The organism is Streptomyces sp. NPDC038707 (assembly GCF_040636485.1).
In the GTDB taxonomy this organism is placed as follows: Bacteria; Actinomycetota; Actinomycetes; order Streptomycetales; family Streptomycetaceae; genus Streptomyces.
In genome coordinates this window covers 1-17618 of record NZ_JBEZUP010000008.1, presented here as the reverse complement: position 1 = coordinate 17618, position 17618 = coordinate 1, and the positions used below count along the sequence as shown (strand labels likewise).

Sequence of the window (17618 nt, the reverse complement as noted above, 5' to 3'; positions counted from 1 at the left end):
GGCGCCGACGCCGGGGCCGTCAGAAGCCGTACCCCATCCGCCGGGACAGCTCGGCGCCCGCCGCGGCCGTACGCCTGGCCACCTGCGACAACCGGTCCGCGTCGAGCCGGTACACCGGACCCGAGACGCTGATCGCCGCGATCACCTCGCCGTCGTGCGCGCGCACCGGTGCCGCGACGGCCGCGAGCCCGGGTTCCAGTTCCTCGACCGTGACGGCGTACCCCTGCCGGGCCACGGCCTCCAGCTCGGCACGCAACACCGCCGCACCGGTGACCGTACGGTCCGTGAACCGGGTCAACGGCCGCGCCAGCAGTCCCTCGCGCAGGGTCGGCGACAGGTGCGCGAGCAGCACCTTGCCGCTGGAGGTGGCGTGCAGCGGGGTGCGCCGCCCCAGCCAGTTCTGCGCGGTGACGGCCGCGGTGCCGCGGGCCTGCATGATGTTGACCGCCGCGTCGTCGTCCCGGACGGCGATGTTGACCGTCTCACCCAGCTCGTCGGCGACCTCCCGGCACACCGGGACGCCCTCCTGGGAAATATCGAGACGCACCGCCGCCGCCCCGGCCAGGCGCAGCACGCCGGCCCCCAGGCAGTACTTCCCGCGGTCCTTGGCCTGGGCCACCAGGCCCCGGTTCTCCAGGACACCGAGCAGCCGGAACGCCGTGGACTTGTGGACGTCGAGCTCTCCGGCGATCTCGGTGACGCCCGCCTCGCCGTGCCGGGCGAGGATCTCCAGCACGCTCACGGCGCGGTCCACCGACTGCACCGCACCGGCCGTCCCGCGGCCGCCCTGCCTCCCCGGCTCCGGGCGAGTCTGCTCGCCGCCGTCGGGCTGCTGCTGGGTGCGGGGCATGGCTGGGCTCTCAATGACCTGGGCGGCGTTCGTCGCGCACAGCGCGTCGTCGTGCGCCATACGAAACCCGATGCTATCGAAGCGCCCGGTCAGGGGTGCGACAGCTGTCCCGCCCCACCCCTGCGCCGTATCCGTTCCTGTTCCCGCAGGGCCGCACGCTCCTGGCGGCGACGTGCCCGCCGCTCCCGGCGGAGGGCCCGGGCCGTGCTGCTCGGCTCCGAGATCACGCCGTGCCGCTGGTTCCACACCTGGCGGGTCACCCATACGTCGACCGCGGCCCACGTGGCCACCACCGTGCCGGCCACGCTGCTCATCACCATCGGGAACGCCAGCCAGGAGCCGGCCAGCGTGCACAGGAACGCCACCATCGCCTGGATCAGCGTCACCGCGATGACGAGGACGGCCCGCACCGCCGCCGCACGCACCGGATCGGGCACCGGGTGCCGGCGCGCGGGCTCCTCGACCCACAACGGCCGGGAGCCGTACCGCAGTCCACCGCCGGGCCCCTCACCGCCATGCGGTGCCGTGCGGCCCCCCTGCGACCGCCGGCGTCCCGCCTCGCTCTCCTCGGGCGCCTCGCGCCATTCCGCCGTGCCCGTCACCGTGTCACTCCCCACCGCCGGCAGACCGCTCGCCCCCGGAGCCGCAAGACCCCGACTCCCCAGTGGCTGCCCGGCTTGCGCTGCTTTACGCCGCCGGAGCGCAAGACGCGGCCGCTGTGGCCGATTCCGCCCCCAATTCCCATGGAGAAGGACGAACGAGACCGCCCGAAGATTCCCGCGCGGCGAAAAAAACCGGCCAACCGTCCGCCTAACTTGCCGCCGTCGACCGGACGCAACGCGCCGGATCGCGGTGGCAATCTCCCCTCATGCCCGGACAACTCGCCATGTCTCGCCGGGGGTGCGGAAGTTCACCCGCCGGACATGCCTTCGAGTTACCTCTGGGGCGGTAGTAGGCTCGCGCCGTTTGCTGACGGACATGAACACCCCCGGCCGGCGGGGGTCGAGCTGGGGGAGGCCATGCGCTTTCGCGGGAAGTCGATCCGCCGGAAGATCGTGGCGCTGCTTCTCGTGCCGCTGGTGTCCCTGACCGGCGTCTGGGCGTTCGCCACGGTGTTCGCCGGCCGGGAAGTGGCCCAATTGTTCCGCGTGTCCGACGTCATCGAGGACGTCGGCTATCCCGCCGAGGACACCGTCCGCGTCCTCCAGCAGGAACGCCGCCAGGCCCTCGTCTACCTCGCCGACCCGCGGGCCTCCGCGGCCCTGTCCGCGCTGCAGCGCACCCGCACCGCCACCGACCGGGCGATCACCACGCTCCGCCGGAACGCCGCGGACCGGGACACCAGGTCCGACCTGGAGGCCGACGACCGCGAACACCTGGCCGCCGTCCTGGACTCCCTGGACGGCCTCGACTCCCTGCGCCACAGCGTCGAGGAACGCTCCGTCACCCGGGCCCAGGCGTTCGGCCTGTACAACCGCCTGGTCGACCCCTGCTACGCGCTGCTCGCCTCCCTCGTCGGCATCGACGACGTCGAGGTCGAGAAGCAGGCCCGCGCCCTGGTCAACATCACCCGCGCCCGTGAACTGCTCGCCCGCGAGGACGCCCTGCTCGGCTCGTCCCTCGTCGTCGGCCGGCTCACCCGGGACGAGACCCGCCAGATCTCCGGCCTCGTCGCCCAGCGCACCCTCCTGTACGACATCAGCCTCCCGCTGCTGCCCGCCGCCGAACGCGCACGGTACGAACGCTTCTGGAAGAACGCCACCACGGCACCCCTGCGCGGAGCCGAACACACCGTCGTCGCCATGGACTCCGGCACCCCCCGGGGCGTCACCGCCAGGACCTGGGACTCCGCCGCGGCCACCGTCCTGGACGAACTCGGCTCCCTGGACGACCAGGCGAGCGCCCGGTACCAGGACCGCATGCGCCCCGTGGCCGTCGGCGTCATCGCGAAGGCGGCCGTCGTGGGCCTCCTCGGCCTGATCGCCCTCCTCGTCTCCGTCGTCCTGTCCATCCGGGTCGGCCGCGCCCTCATCCGCGACCTGCGCCAGCTGCGCCTCGAGGCCCACGAGGCGTCCGGTGTCCGGCTGCCCAGCGTGATGCGCCGGCTGTCCGCCGGTGAACAGGTCGACGTCGAGACCGAGGTGCCGCGCCTGGAGTACGACAAGAACGAGATCGGCGAGGTCGGGCAGGCCCTCAACACCCTCCAGCGGGCCGCCGTGGAGGCCGCCGTCAAACAGGCCGAACTGCGCGCCGGCGTCTCCGAGGTCTTCGTCAACCTCGCCCGCCGCAGCCAGGTGCTGCTGCACAAACAGCTCACCCTGCTCGACAGCATGGAGCGCCGCACCGAGGACACCGACGAACTCGCCGACCTGTTCCGGCTGGACCACCTCACCACCCGTATGCGTCGGCACGCCGAGGGCCTGGTGATCCTCTCCGGTGCCGCGCCCTCGCGGCAGTGGCGCCGGCCCGTGCAGCTGATGGACGTCGTGCGCGCCGCCGTCGCCGAGGTCGAGGACTACGAGCGCATCGAGGTCCGGCGCCTGCCACGGGTCGCCGTCACCGGGCCCGCCGTCGCCGACCTCACCCATCTGGTGGCCGAACTCCTGGAGAACGCCACGGTGTTCTCGCCGCCGCACACGGCCGTCCAGGTCGTCGGCGAGCGGGTCGCCAACGGCTTCACCCTGGAGATCCACGACCGGGGGCTCGGCATGACGGCGGAGGCACTCCTCGACGCCAATCTGCGCCTCGCGGAGACACCCGAGTTCGAACTCTCCGACACCGACCGGCTGGGCCTGTTCGTCGTCAGCCGGCTCGCCCAGCGCCAGAACGTCCGGGTCTCCCTCCAGCCGTCGCCGTACGGCGGGACCACCGCCGTGGTGTTCATCCCCGACGCGCTGCTCACCGAGGACGACCCGGACACCAACGGCGTCGGCTTCCGGCTCGACCGGGACCGCCCGGCAGGCGGCACCGAGCGGACGCCCGGCCGCGGCGGCCGGTCCCCGGAACCGCTGCGGCTGCCCGGGCCGCCGACCTCCGTGCTGGACGGCCCGGTCGAGCTGGAGGCGCCCGTCGACCTCGACGCGCTGGACGACTTCCCCGGCGCCCTCCCGGACGAGGACAGCGAACGCGGGGGCCTGTTCCGGCCCCGCCGGGCCCGCCCGGACGGCGACGAGCAGCACACCGGCCGGCCGGGGCACCGCGACACCGGCGACCTGGGGGCCGTACCGCTGCCCCGGCGGCAGACGCCCAAGCTGGTCAGCTCGCACGGCAAGCCCGTCACCGACCAGCGGCCCCGCCGCGGCGAACCGGCCCCGCAGCCCACCGCCGGCCCGCAGGACTCCGGCCCGGGCACACTGGCCCCGCTGCCCTCGCGCCGTCGCGGTACGGCCTCCCGGCGCTCCCTCACCGACCCGGCGGGGGACCCGGCCGCGCCCGGGGCGGGCGGCGACGAGACGCCCGGAGCCCCGGCACTGCCCCGGCGCGCCCGGCCCGGCACGCCCGCCACCGGCGGCCCCGCCGGCCCGGTCCCGCCCCCCGGCGGCGGCCCCGTGCCCGCCGGCGACGCGTCCCCGGAGCCGGGCGCCGCGCCGCTGCCCCGGCGCGTGCGTCAGGCCAGCCTGGCGCCGCAGCTCAAGCAGGACACCGAACGGCGCGCCGCCCGCACGGCACAGCCCGCCGACCGCGACGCCGACGAGGTCCGCAGCCGGATGGCCTCGCTCCAGCGCGGCTGGCAGCGCGGCCGGGAGGAGAACGCCGCGGGCGACGGGGCCCACAACGGCACAGCACAAGGAACGACCAAGGGAGACGGTCGATGACCGCACCGAAGGCCACCGGCCGCACGGCGACGAACAAGGGGGAGCTGAACTGGCTCCTGGACGACCTGGTCGACCGGGTCGCCAGCATCCGCAAGGCCCTCATCCTGTCCGGCGACGGACTGCCCACGGGGGTGTCCAAGGACCTGACCAGGGAGGACAGCGAGCACCTGGCCGCCGTCGCGTCCGGCTTCCACAGCCTCGCCAAGGGGGTCGGCCGTCACTTCGACGCGGGCGGCGTCCGGCAGACCATCGTCGAACTGGACGGCGCCTTCCTCTTCGTCACCGCCGCCGGTGACGGCAGCTGCCTCGCCGTCCTCTCGGACGCCGACTCCGACGTCGGTCAGGTCGCCTACGAGATGACGCTGCTGGTCAAGCGGGTCGGTGTGCATCTGGGGACCGCTCCGCGCACCGATCTGCCCGCAGGCGGGTAGTGGGATGGCATGAGCGGAGACGACCAGGGAAGAAACCACTGGTTCGACGACGAGGCCGGGCCCGTCGTCCGGCCGTACGCCATGACGCGCGGCCGCACCACGAGTGAGGGCCAGCACCGCCTCGACCTGATCGCCGTGGTCGTCACCGAGCCCGACGCCGGCGACCCGGAAGCGGACCCGACGCTGTCCCCGGAGCACGTGGACATCGTCGGGCTCTGCCGGGACGCGCCCCAGTCGGTCGCCGAACTGGCCGCGGAACTCGACCTGCCCATCGGCGTGGTCCGGGTGCTCATCGGCGATCTGGTGCACACCGGTCTCGTCCATGTGACCCGTCCGGTGCCGCCGGCGGAGCTGCCGGACGAGAGTATTCTGCGCGACGTGATCAACGGCCTCCGGGCGCTGTGACCGGCGCGAGAGCGGGGGATGACGTGACTGGCCGGCAGTTCCCGGCCGACCCGGGCGGCAGCTCCGCGGACAGCGGAGCGCGGCGCCCGTGCGGACGGCTTCGACCGGCGGGCCCCGGCCCCGGCCGATGCCGGCCACGGAGACGTACTCGTCATCGAACCCCTGGTGACGGCGGCTGCGGCCGACCGTCGCCCGACCCCCAGCAAGCAGGAGAAGAGATCGATGATCTTCGGGCGTTCTGAGCGCGGCAAGCCCCCGGTCGAGCCCGTCACGCTCAAGATCCTGGTGGCCGGCGGCTTCGGCGTGGGCAAGACGACCCTCGTCGGCGCGGTCAGTGAGATCAGACCGCTGCGCACCGAGGAACTGCTCACCGAGGCCGGGCGGCCGGTCGACGACATCAGCGGTGTGGAGGGCAAGCACACCACCACGGTGGCCATGGACTTCGGCCGGATCACCCTGCGCGAGGACCTGGTGCTCTACCTCTTCGGCACGCCCGGGCAGGAACGGTTCTGGTTCATGTGGGACGAGCTGTCCGAGGGTGCGCTCGGTGCCGTCGTCCTCGCCGACACCCGTCGCCTGGAGGACTGCTTCGCCGCCGTCGACTACTTCGAGCGGCGTTCCATACCCTTCCTCGTCGGCGTCAACTGCTTCGAGGGCGCCTCCCGTTACCCCGCCGAATCCGTCCGCCAGGCGCTGGACCTGGACGACAACGTGCCCCTCCTGCTGTGCGACGCCCGGGACCGCGAGTCGGTCAAGCAGGTGCTCATCGGTCTCGTCCGGCACGCGATGGCGTACACGGCCGGACGCCGCCGGGCCGTCATCGGCTGACCGCCCGGGCGACGGCGTCCCCGCGCCACCGGCCGCGGACACGGCCCGTACCCCCGCCGACCGGGGTACGGGCCGTGCGACAGGGCGGACTTGTGCCGTGGTGCCGGACAACACCGAAAATGTACGGCGATGTCGGCTGCTGACACCGGGAAAGTGTTCACCGGCCCCGCAGGGGCGTCAAGGCTGTGGACGGCGACGGCGACGGCGACGGCGACGGCGACGGGGACGGGGACGGGGACGGCGACGGTGCACCGGCCCGTCCGCCGCCGCGCGGTCCCGGGCGCGCCGCACGGCCGTACCGGGGCGGGCCGCTCACCGCTGCGGCTCGGCCGCCGACAGTCCGGCCTCCGCGGGGGCCGGTCCGGGGCCGCCGCGCCGGACCTCGTGGCCGGGGAGCCCGGCCCGGCCGAGCACCCAGCTCCCGCCGCGCAGCGCCTTGGCCGCCTTCTTCAGCGGGGCGAGCCGGGCGGCGGCCTGGTGGTGGTCGCCGACGCTGCCCGGAGCGCAGACGACGGTGGCCAGGGACAGCGTGACCGGCCGCCCGCCCGCCGCCCAGGACGCGTCCAGGACGCCCGGCACCAGCCGTTCGAGCGCCTCCTCGTCGGCCAGCACCAGGAAGTCGTCCCCGCCGATGTGCCCCACCCGCGCCTGCCCCGCCGCCCGCTGGAGCGCGCCGCCGACCGCGCGGATCAGCTCGTCGCCCGCCGCGAACCCGGCCCCGTCGTTGACCTGCTTGAAGTGGTCGATGTCCAGCCAGCTGAGGGTGAACGCCCGCCCCTCGGAGATCCGCCGGTCCACGTCGCCCATGAGCGCGTCCGAACCGGGCAGCCGGGTCAGCGGATTGAGCCCGGCCGCCTCCTCCACCCGGCTCTCGGCCAGTGCCCGCACCAGGTCCGCCAGCCGTACGACCCCCACGCACCGGCCCCGCGCGTCCACCACCGCCACATCGTCCGAGGTCCGGTCCCGGCCGCCGACCGCCACCACGTCCAGCACCTCCCAGGCGGTGGCGTCCACCCCGACCGTGCGGGGCGTGTCGCCCAGTTTGAACGCCGGCCGGCCGGCATACAGGGCATGCCCGTAGCGGGTGGACATCGCGAGCAGGAAGCGCGAGCGGTGCACCGACCGCACGGGCCGCCCGTACGGGTCCACCAGCAGCACCCCGGAGACTTCCGGGAAGCCGGTCAGCAGGGCCCGCACCCGCTCCGCCGAGGCCGACAGCGGCAGCACGGCGGCGGGCCGTACGAACTCCCGCACCGACGGCCCGGAACGGGGCACTGTCACGGCGCCGGGCGTGAGGGACGGAACGTAGACGTCCACCGTGGGAATCCGGGCCGGCGGCGCGAACAGCTCGCCCTGGGCCAGTTGCGCACCGGCCGCCACGGCCGCCGCGCACTGGTGCTCGGTCTCCACGCCCTCCACCACGAGCAGGGCGCCCAGTTCCTCGCACAGCGTCCGCATCGCCCGGACCGCGGCCGGCCGCGCCAGCAGGGAGGCGTCGAGCTTGACCAGGCCGGGGGAGAGGTCGGTGAGCAGCCTGAGCGGCACGTCGCCGTCCCCGATGCCGTCCGCGCTGATCCGGAAGCCCTGCTCGCGCAGCGCGGCCACCGCCTCCAGCAGGGCCCGGTGCGGCACGTGCGTGTAGGGCGGCACGATGTCGAGCGTCACCTCCCAGGGCATGCGCCCGGCGCCGCGCACGGCGTCGTGCAGCGGGGTGAGGCCGCCGAGGTCGGCGAGCGTGGCCGCGAACACGTTCAGATGCAGTGGCAGCAGCGTCTCCTTGCGCGCCGCCGCGCGGAACGCCAGCACGGCCAGCCTGCCGTCCAGTTCGGGATCCCGGCGGGCCTCGGCCAGGATGTCGCCGGTTTCCGGGCGGGCGAGTGTCTCCAGTGCGGTGACCGCGCCCGTCCTCAGGTTGACCACCGGCTGGAAGGCGAAGCGGAGAGTGTCCGTCCAGGAGTGCACGGGAGCATGATGGCGCCGCCCGCGCACGCCCACGCGCAGTTCATGAGACGTTCACGCAGGATTCCGGGGCGATCACACAGCGTGCCGGGACCGGGGGTGCGGCGGACGTCGCTGCCGTGACCCGCCCGGGACGGGGAGACCTGTCACGGGGCAGCCGGAAACGGGCGGGCCATGGCGGTGAACCGAAGGCCCCCGCACGGCGTCGTGTTACAGGAGGGGCGGTCGGGACCGACGGGGGTGATTCCGGCCGCCTCCTCCCGATGCGCCCGTTCCTGACGGCTCACTGCCGGAACATGTGCCTCCAGTGATCGGATACAGTCCGCGCGTGTCCGAAACTCAACAACCATCTGCCAACTCCGTGCCGGACTCCCACTGTTCGAGCTGCGGAGCGCCCTTCGGAGAGGGCATCTCGGGCTGGCCGCGCACCTGCCCGTCCTGCGGGACCGTCGCCTACCGCAACCCGCTCCCGGTCGCGATCGCGCTCCAGCCCGTGTACGACACCAAGGGCACGGCCCTGGTCGTCATCACCCGCACCGTCGCCCCCGCGCGCGGAGGCACGGCCCTGCCCGGCGGCTACGTCGACGACCGCGAGGACTGGAAACAGGCCGTCGTCCGCGAACTCGCGGAAGAGACCGGCATCGACGCGGCGGCCCGCGACGTACGGCTCGTGGACGCCATGAGCGCACCCGACGGGCACCTGCTGCTGTTCGGTCTGCTCCCCGAACGCCCCGCCGACGGACTGCCGCCCTCCGGCCCCACCGACGAGACCGAGGGCTGGCACCTGCTGCGCAGGCCCGAGGAACTCGCCTTCCCGCTGCACACCGTGGCCGTCAAAGCCTGGTTCGAGGGCCGCTACGTGTGAACCGGGCGGTTCAGCCCAGCCCGCGCACCCGCACCGGACGGAGCGGCTCGGCCGCGCCGTCCTCCCGCTCCCGGGTGACCACCACCCGCCCGCCCTGCCGGCGGACGGCATAGCGCTCGATCTCCGGCTCCTCCCACCCGTCGCCCGCGTCCGGCACCACCAGACCGCCCCCGGTCCGCCCGTGCGCGGGCGCCCACACCTCCAGCTCCAGCCCGCCGTCGGCACCCCGCACCGGCAGCACCGCCCCCGCGCGCGCGAAGACCGGCACCCGGGACAGCGGCGCGTCCACGACGACCCGCGCCGGCCCCTCGTAGACCTCCTCCGTCGCCGTGTCGTACCAGCGGCCCCGCGGCAGCCGCACCGCCCGCCGCTCGGTACCGGGCTCCAGCACCGGCGCCACCAGAAGGGCGTCGCCCAGCATGAACGCGTCCTCGCAGTCGCGCAGCGCCCGGTCCTCCGGCGCCCCCCACCACAGCGGCCGCACATAGGGCGCCCCGGTCCGCCGGGCCAGATGCGCCAGCGTCACGAAGTACGGCAGCAGCCGCCGCCGTTCGAGCAGCGCCCCGCGCGCGTGCTCCAGCACCCGCGCACCGAACTCCCACGGCTCCCCGCGCCCCGCCCGCACCCCCGCGTGGGTGCGGAACAACGGCAGATACGCGCCCAGCTGGAACCAGCGCAGATACAGCTCCGGCGACAAACTCCCGTCGAAACCGCCCACGTCCGGACCCGAGTACGGCACCCCGCACAGCCCCAGCCCCAGCACCAGCGACAGCGACGCCCGCAGCCCCGGCCAGCCCGTCGCCACCGCCCCCGACCAGGTGCCCCCGTACCGCTGCGACCCCGCCCAGCCCGAACGGGAGACCAGGAAGGGCCGCTCCTCGGGCACCAGCGCGCGCAGCCCCTCGTAGGCCGCCCGGGCCATGCACAGCGCGTACACGTTGTGCGCCTCTTGGTGGTCACCGCCACGCCCCTCCAGGGCATGCCGGGCCGACCGCGGCAGCGTCGGCTCCCCGAAGGCACCGAACGACGTCGGCTCGTTCATGTCGTGCCAGAACCCCGCGAAGCCCTGCTCCAGCCGCTCTCCGTAGAGCCCGCCCCACCACGCGCGCACGCGCGGGTGCGTGAAGTCCGGGAAGACCGACTCCCCGGCCCACCCCAAGCCCTCCACCGTCCGGCCCCGGGCGTCCCGCACGAACGCGTCCACGGCGCCGCCGCCGTCGTACACGGCGTCCCCCGGTCGCGCCCGCACCGCCGGATCCACCACCGACACCAGCCGGATCCCGTCCCGGCGCAACTCCTCCGCCAGCACCGGCAGCTTGGGAAAACGCTCCTCGTCGACGGTGAACGCCCGATGGCCGTCACCGTGGTCGGTGCCGAGGTGCACGGCGTCCAGCGGCAGCCCCCGCTCCTGGTAGCCGGCGACGATCCGGCGCACCTCCTGCTCACCGCCGGAACCCCACCCCGCGTGCTGGTGCCCCAGGGCCCACGCGGGCGGCAGCGCGGGCGCCCCGGTCAGCGAGGCCCACGTGTACAGCACGCGCGCGGGCGTGCCCACCACCACCCAGCAGCGCAGCGGGCCACCGTCCATGTGCACCTCGCAGCGCCCCGCCCGGTCGTGCCCGGACCCGGCACCCTCCGTGCCCTCCCGCAGGACCACCGAACCGTCCCAGGTGGTGTCGTGGAACACCAGGTGCGTACCCGCGTCCGCCACCACCAGCTGCACCGGCATGGTCAGGTACAGCGGGTCGTCAGCGGGCCCGAACGCCCGTCCGGGATCGGTGTTCCACAGCCGGTACCTGCCGTCCCGCAGCCGCGGACCGGACGCCCGCCCGCCCAGCCCGAAGAACCGGGCGTCCGCCGCCACCTCCGACCGCTGCATCCACCGCGCCGCACCCCCGCCGACCGGCTCCCACCAGCGCGGCGGCAGCTCCCGCCGCAGCACCACCCCGCCCGGCGTGCACACCTGGACCGCGCCGTACCGCGACACGACCACCGTCACCCGCTCGGCCACCACCCGCCAGCCGCCGTCCTTGTCCGGCTCCAGCACCGCCCGCGGGTCCGGCTCCGGACCACTGCCCGCCAGCGCGTACGACGGCAGCGCCGCCGCCCCGTCCCACCCCCAGAACACCGCTCCGTTCGCCGCCACGACGATCCGCAGCTCGGAACGGCCGAACCGGATCAGACCGCCGCCCGCACCCGGCTCCACCTCCCGCACCTGCCCCGGCACCCGGGCCCGCTCCGGGCCCCGCGGCGCCAGCCCCGCCGCGTCGGCACGCCTCCTGCGCCACGCGGCCCGCACGGTGCGCAACCCCCGAGCCGCCCTCCCCGAACCGACCACACTCACCGAACGCACCAGGTCACGACCGTCCATGCTGCTCACCCTGCCATCGAGCGCCCCACGCGCGCGTGCCGTTCAACTGCCGTTCACCCGTGCCCTGGCCACATCTTCACGACGCCGACTATGTGGGGCACACCCTGGTGCGGAAGTCGATCACATGGCATCGTCCGTGTCAGCCGCGTCACGCGCACACCCCAGCCCGTGCGCGGACCGACGCACACGACGCGCACAGCCCGGGAGCCTCCCATGTCGACCGCGAACCCCCAGCCGCTCTGGCAGCCCGATCCCGAGCGGATCGCCCAGGCCCGCATCACCCGGTTCCAGGCCTGGGCCGCCGAGCACCACGGCGCCCCCGCCGAGGGCGGCTACCCGGCCCTGCACCAGTGGTCCGTCGACCAGCTCGGCACCTTCTGGAAAGCCGTCACCGAATGGTTCGACGTACGCTTCTCCACCCCGTACACGCGCGTGCTCGGCGACCGCGCCATGCCCGGCGCCCGCTGGTTCCCCGGCGCCACCCTCAACTACGCCGAACACGCCCTGCGCGCCGCCGCCGACCGCGCCGCCGAACCGGCCCTGCTGTGCGTGGACGAGACCCACGAACCCCGCCCGGTGACCTGGTCCGAGCTGCGCCGCCAGGTGGGCTCCCTCGCCGCCGAACTCCGCGCGCTCGGCGTACGCCCCGGCGACCGCGTCAGCGGCTACCTCCCCAACATCCCGCAAGCCGTCGTCGCCCTCCTCGCCACGGCCGCCGTCGGCGCCGTCTGGACCTCCTGCGCCCCCGACTTCGGCGCCCGCAGCGTCCTCGACCGCTTCCAGCAGGTCGAACCCGTCGTCCTGTTCGCGGTCGACGGCTACCGCTACGGCGGCAAGGAGCACGACCGCCGCGAGATCGTCGCCGAACTCCGCCGCGAGCTGCCCACCCTGCGCGCCGTCGTCCACATCCCGCTGCTCGGCACCGACACCCCCGAAGGCGCCCTCGCCTGGTCGGCGCTGACGGCGGGGGACACCGAGCCGGTCTACGAACAGGTCCCCTTCGACCACCCGCTGTGGGTGCTGTACTCCTCCGGCACGACCGGCCTGCCCAAGGCCATCGTCCAGTCACAGGGCGGCATCCTGGTCGAACACCTCAAACAGCTCGGCCTGCACTGCGACCTCGGCCCCGAAGACCGCTTCTTCTGGTACACCTCGACCGGCTGGATGATGTGGAACTTCCTCGTCTCCGGCCTCCTCACGGGCACCACGATCGTCCTGTACGACGGCAGCCCCGGCTACCCGGACACCGGCGCCCAGTGGCGGGTCGCCGAACGCACCCGGGCCACCCTCTACGGCACCTCCGCCGCCTACGTCATGGCCTGCCGCAAGGCCGGCGTCCACCCCGCCCGCGACTACGACCTGTCCACGGTCGAGTGCGTCGCCACCACCGGCTCCCCACTGCCGCCCGACGGCTTCCGCTGGCTGCACGACGAGTTCGCCGAGAGCGGGGCCGGCCTGTGGATCGCCTCCGTCAGCGGCGGCACGGACGTCTGCTCCTGCTTCGCCGGCGCCGTACCCACCCTGCCCGTCCACACCGGCGAACTCCAGGCCCCCGGCCTCGGCACCGACCTGCGCTCCTGGGACCCCAGCGGCAAACCCCTCGTCGACGAGGTCGGCGAACTGGTCGTCACCCAGCCCATGCCGTCCATGCCGATCCACTTCTGGAACGACCCCGACGGCAGCCGCTACCACGACAGCTACTTCGACACCTACCCCGGCGTCTGGCGCCACGGCGACTGGATCACCCTCACCTCCCGGGGCTCCGTGATCATCCACGGCCGCTCCGACTCCACCCTCAACCGGCAGGGCGTCCGCATGGGCTCCGCCGACATCTACGAGGTCGTGGAACGCCTGCCCGAGATCAGGGAATCGCTCGTCATCGGCGTCGAACAGCCCGACGGCGGCTACTGGATGCCCCTGTTCGTGCACCTCGCACCGGGCGCCGTCCTGGACGAGGCGCTCCGCGACCGCGTCCGGCAGGCCATCCGCGAACAGCTATCGCCCCGGCACGTCCCCGACGAGATCATCGAGGTTCCCGGCATCCCGCACACCCTCACCGGCAAGCGCATCGAGGTCCCCGTCAAACGCCTCCTCCAGGGCACCCCCCTGGACAAGGCGGTCAACCCCGGCTCCATCGACGACCTCGCCCTGCTCGGCTTCTACGAGGAACTGGCCCGCCGACGCGCCTGACCCACCGGAAGACCACCCTCCGCACAGGTCCCGGACCCGCCCCAGCAGACCGCGGCGTCCGGGACCCGGCTCCGCGGCCACCGGCCATGACCTGGAAAGAGATCCCCCTCAGCCCGCTTCACGACCGCCGGCGGACGGCCGTTGTCAGTGCCGCCGGTTACGGTGAGTGAGCACTGATCGACCGCGCATTGGGGGAATCATGGCGCACACCGACCACCAGACCCTGCGACGCGTCCTGCGCCGCGAGATCGCCGGCACCATCGGCGTCCTCACCGACGACCACGACTTCCGCGCCATGCGGCGCTACCGCAGCTTCACCTTCGACGACCACACGACCTACCTCCGCCAGCTCGAGAGGGTCCTGAAGACCCGCGCCGCCCAGGGCAGCCACACCGCACTCGCCCTGTTCGACCCCGAGGACTACGCCGCGTACTGCGCGGACACCGGCCTCGACCCGGACACCGCGGCCAGCCGCACCCGGTTCACCGCACACCTCGCGGCCACCGGCCCCACCGTCCCCTACGACGGCCGCCCGCTCGCCGACCTCCTGCCCCAACTCGTGGACGAGGCCGTCCGCCAGGCCACCTGGGAGTACGCCACCACCCTCCTCACCCGCCTGGGCCCCTGCCCGACCTGCGGAGAGGACATCGGCAGGGCCGCCTTCACCCGCGCCTCCGAACTCGTGGTCCGCATCCTGGACACCGCACCACCCGGTGACAGGCACCTCGTCTGCACCGTCTCCGGCCCACCGGACACCCTCGTCTCCGTCCTGCACGGCGACCAGGACGGCACCGGCGCCACCCGCCTGGACGAGGCCGAGGCCCTGGAATTCACCAGCGTCCTCGCCCTCGGACTCGCCACCCGCAGCCCCGGCGGACTCGTCATCCGCACCAGCGCCGCGGGCACCGCCGACCGCGTCTACGGCTGGCGCCTGCGCGGCGGCGCCCTCGAACCCCTGACGGCAGCGGAGGTCTTCGACGCCTACTGCACCGACGTCGAATCCGGCGACCTCATCGCCCCCGAGTCCGGCGTCGACTACGGCGCACCCCCCGACCTCGGCGACGACGGCACGGCAGCCGGCCACCGCCACTGACCTGTCCGCCCCCACCGGAACACACCGAGGGGCGCCCCGCCCGAAGGCAGGACGCCCCTGATCCCGGCACCCGACGGCACCGGTACGGCTACTCGCCGGACAGCACCGCCTGAGCAGCGGCGCGCGCTTCCTCGGCACTGTCCGCCGCACGCGCCGCCGCCGCGGCCCGCTCGCACTGCGCCAGCGTGTACTTCGCCAGCGTGGCGCGGACATACGGAATCGACGCCGACCCCATGGACAGGGAGGTGACACCCAGACCGGTCAGCACACAGGCCAGCAGCGGATCGGACGCGGCCTCGCCGCACACCCCGCAGCTCTTGCCCTCCGCCTTCGCCGCCTCGGCCGACAGCGCCACCAGGTCGAGCAGCGCCGGCTGCCACGGGTCCTGGAGCCGCGACACCGCACCCACCTGCCGGTCCGCCGCGAACGTGTACTGCGCGAGGTCGTTGGTCCCCAGCGACAGGAACTCGACCTCCCGCAGGATCGAGCGCGCCCGCAGCGCGGCCGACGGGATCTCGACCATCGCGCCGAACTTCGCCTGGAGGCCCGCCTCCCGGCAGGCGTCCGCGAACGCCTTGGCGTCCTTGCGGTCCGCCACCATCGGCGCCATCACCTCGAGGTGCACGGGCAGCCCCTCGGCGGCCTTCGCCAGTGCCGTCAGCTGGGTGCGCAGCACCTCCGGGTGGTCGAGCAGCGTCCGCAGGCCCCGCACGCCCAGCGCCGGGTTCGGCTCGTCCGCCGGCGTCAGGAACTCCAGCGGCTTGTCCGCCCCGGCGTCCAGCACCCGCACGACCACACGACCCTCGGGGAACGCCTCCAGCACCTGCCGGTAGGCCTCCACCTGCTTCTCCTCGGAAGGAGCCTTCTTGCTGTCGTCGAGGAAGAGGAACTCGGTCCGGAACAGACCGACGCCCTCGGCGCCCGCCTCGACCGCCGCCGGCACATCCGCCGGCCCGCCCACGTTGGCCAGCAGCGGAACCTTGTGCCCGTCCGCGGTCACACCGGGACCCGTCGAGGCGGCCAGCGCCGCCTTGCGCTCGGCAGCCGCGGCGGAAAGCCGCGCCTTCTTCTCCTCGCTCGGGTTGACGAAGACATCGCCCGTGCTGCCGTCCACGGCGACCACGGTGCCCTCGGCCAGTTCACCGGCACCCGGCAGCGCCACGACGGCCGGCACCCCCAGCGCCCGCGCCAGAATCGCGCTGTGGCTGGTCGGACCACCCTCCTCGGTCACGAAACCGAGCACCAGCGACGGGTCCAGCAGCGCCGTGTCGGCCGGAGCCAGGTCACGCGCCACCAGTACATACGGCTGGTCGCTGTCCGGGACACCCGGCATCGGCACGCCCAGCAGGCGCGCGACGATACGGTTCCGCACGTCGTCCAGGTCGGCCACCCGCCCCGCGAGGTACTCACCGGCACCGGCCAGCAGCTCCCGGTACGCCGCGAACGCGTCGTACACCGCGCGCTCCGCGGTGCTGCCGACGGCGATCCGCCGGTCCACGTCCGCCATCAGCTCGGGGTCCTGGGCCATCATGGCCTGCGCTTCCAGCACGGCCTGGGCCTCGCCCCCCGCCAGATTGCCGCGCGCCGTCAGGTCGGCGGCCACGGCGTCCACGGCCTGCCGGGCGCGCCCCTGCTCCCGCTCGGCGTCCTCGGCGGGGATCTGCTTGGCCGGCGGCTCCAGGACCGCCGTACCCATGTGCCGAACCTCGCCGATCGCCACACCGTGGCTCACGCCGACGCCTCGCAGCGTTGTCTCCATCTCACCCGTCTCCGGTAGTGCGGCGGGTCCCGCCGCCGCGGTGGTTGTCCAGTGCGCCGCCCTGCGACGGCAGGGCCGTCAGTTCCAGGAGAAGAGGCTGTCGCCGGTCTTCACGTCGCCGCTGTCACGCAGCTCGGAGAGGGCCTCGGCAGTGGCCTCCAGCGCGACGACCGGGCACACCGGGGACTTTCCGGCGGCTTCGACGGCGGCCGGGTTCCAGCGGACGACGGCCTGGCCGCGGGCGACGGTGTCCCCCTTGTTCACGAGCAGCTCGAAGCCCTCGCCGTTGAGCTGGACCGTGTCGATGCCGAGGTGGGTGAGCACCCCGTGGCCGCTCTCGTCGACGACGACGAACGCGTGCGGGTGCAGGGAGACGATGACGCCGCCCACGGGTGCCACCGCCTCGGAGGCCTCGCGCACGGGATCGATCGCGGTACCCGGGCCGACCATGGCCCCGGAGAAGACCGGGTCCGGCACTGCGGCCAGTCCGATGGCCCGTCCAGCGAGAGGGGACGTCACGGTGGTCATGGGAAGCCTCCCAAGGAGTGGAGCTGCTCGCGGGCTGAGCAGCAGCGTATGTCAAATGAACTGACGGTTCCGGATAGAAGCTACCAGCTAGTGGTCTAGACCACCAACCAAGGCGATTTGCACGGCCTTCCGGGCCCCATGTACAGTCGTAACCCTGCTCAGGGCAGAGAGGTACGAAACAGTGCCCAGCCCCAGGCGGCAACCAAACTCATCAGATCCTGATCTCTGGATCTTCTTCTGCGTGCTCGCAGGAGGGTGGTCAGAGAGACGGAAAAACCCTGGTAGAGTTTGAAACACCGAAGGGAAGCGCCCGGAGGAAAGCCCGAGAGGGTGAGTACAAAGGAAGCGACCGTTCCTTGAGAACTCAACAGCGTGCCAAAAGTCAACGCCAGATATGTTGATACCCCGTCTACCGGATCAATCCGGTGGCGAGGTTCCTTTGAAAAAACACAGCGAGGACGCTGTGTGCGAGAGGACTCTTCCTCCTCTCGCACCGCTCTCGTGATGTGTCATCCCGATTACGG

General features: G+C 73.5%; 13 protein-coding genes. 7 read left to right on the top strand and 6 right to left on the bottom strand.

The genetic code is table 11. The features are described 5' to 3' along the window. Nucleotides 1-19: 19 nt before the first annotated feature. Together AB0E62_RS13240 and AB0E62_RS13235 are read right to left on the bottom strand one after the other, a co-directional pair. The gene (locus AB0E62_RS13240; protein ID WP_362192247.1) at nt 20-763 is read right to left on the bottom strand and encodes an IclR family transcriptional regulator; all 744 of its coding nucleotides are present in this window, start codon (nt 761-763) and stop codon (nt 20-22) included. 176 nt (nt 764-939) lie between these two features. Next, nucleotides 940-1467, bottom strand: a complete 528-nt coding sequence (locus AB0E62_RS13235) for a hypothetical protein (protein WP_362191825.1) — start codon at nt 1465-1467, stop codon at nt 940-942. Nucleotides 1468-1869: 402 nt separating this feature from the next. On the opposite strand from AB0E62_RS13235, the gene AB0E62_RS13230 reads away from it, so the two are divergent. From AB0E62_RS13230 to AB0E62_RS13215, 4 genes are all read left to right on the top strand, one after another. Further along, on the top strand, nt 1870-4665 hold the full coding sequence (locus tag AB0E62_RS13230; protein ID WP_362191823.1) for a nitrate- and nitrite sensing domain-containing protein: 2796 nt from the start codon (nt 1870-1872) through the stop codon (nt 4663-4665). After that, nucleotides 4662-5096, top strand: coding sequence for a roadblock/LC7 domain-containing protein (locus AB0E62_RS13225; RefSeq protein WP_362191821.1), 435 nt, complete (start codon nt 4662-4664; stop codon nt 5094-5096). Before AB0E62_RS13230 ends, AB0E62_RS13225 begins: the two co-directional genes overlap by 4 nt. Before the next feature lie 9 nt (nt 5097-5105). Beyond that, nucleotides 5106-5501 (top strand): DUF742 domain-containing protein, encoded by a 396-nt coding sequence (locus AB0E62_RS13220; RefSeq protein ID WP_362191819.1) that lies wholly within the window; start codon nt 5106-5108, stop codon nt 5499-5501. Between the two features lie 222 nt (nt 5502-5723). Further along, nucleotides 5724-6329 carry an ATP/GTP-binding protein gene (locus tag AB0E62_RS13215; protein WP_362191817.1) on the top strand — a complete coding sequence of 202 codons (606 nt, stop codon included), beginning with the start codon at nt 5724-5726 and terminating at the stop codon, nt 6327-6329. Nucleotides 6330-6641: 312 nt separating this feature from the next. On the opposite strand, the gene AB0E62_RS13210 is transcribed toward AB0E62_RS13215, so the two are convergent. Beyond that, nucleotides 6642-8291, bottom strand: coding sequence for a GGDEF domain-containing protein (locus AB0E62_RS13210; RefSeq protein WP_362191815.1), 1650 nt, complete (start codon nt 8289-8291; stop codon nt 6642-6644). Nucleotides 8292-8616: 325 nt separating this feature from the next. Here AB0E62_RS13210 and AB0E62_RS13205 point away from each other — a divergent pair, with 325 nt between their 5' ends. Next, nucleotides 8617-9153: an NUDIX domain-containing protein gene (locus tag AB0E62_RS13205; RefSeq protein ID WP_362191814.1), complete on the top strand. Its 537-nt coding sequence runs from the start codon at nt 8617-8619 to the stop codon at nt 9151-9153. 10 nt (nt 9154-9163) lie between these two features. Here the strand turns inward: AB0E62_RS13205 and AB0E62_RS13200 are convergent, their stop codons facing one another. After that, nucleotides 9164-11524, bottom strand: coding sequence for a glycoside hydrolase family 31 protein (locus AB0E62_RS13200; RefSeq protein ID WP_362191813.1), 2361 nt, complete (start codon nt 11522-11524; stop codon nt 9164-9166). Between the two features lie 213 nt (nt 11525-11737). Here AB0E62_RS13200 and AB0E62_RS13195 point away from each other — a divergent pair, with 213 nt between their 5' ends. Beyond that, entirely contained in the window at nt 11738-13714 is a 1977-nt protein-coding gene (locus AB0E62_RS13195) for an acetoacetate--CoA ligase (RefSeq protein ID WP_362191812.1), read from the top strand. Nucleotides 13715-13913: 199 nt separating this feature from the next. Further along, nucleotides 13914-14807, top strand: a complete 894-nt coding sequence (locus AB0E62_RS13190) for a hypothetical protein (protein ID WP_362191810.1) — start codon at nt 13914-13916, stop codon at nt 14805-14807. 88 nt (nt 14808-14895) lie between these two features. On the opposite strand, the gene ptsP is transcribed toward AB0E62_RS13190, so the two are convergent. Continuing rightward, complete coding sequence (ptsP, locus tag AB0E62_RS13185; protein WP_362191808.1) at nt 14896-16566, bottom strand: phosphoenolpyruvate--protein phosphotransferase; 1671 nt, start codon at nt 16564-16566, stop codon at nt 14896-14898. A 78-nt stretch (nt 16567-16644) separates the two neighbouring features. Next, nucleotides 16645-17094 carry a PTS glucose transporter subunit IIA gene (locus AB0E62_RS13180; protein WP_362191806.1) on the bottom strand — a complete coding sequence of 150 codons (450 nt, stop codon included), beginning with the start codon at nt 17092-17094 and terminating at the stop codon, nt 16645-16647. Nucleotides 17095-17618 lie beyond the last annotated feature (524 nt).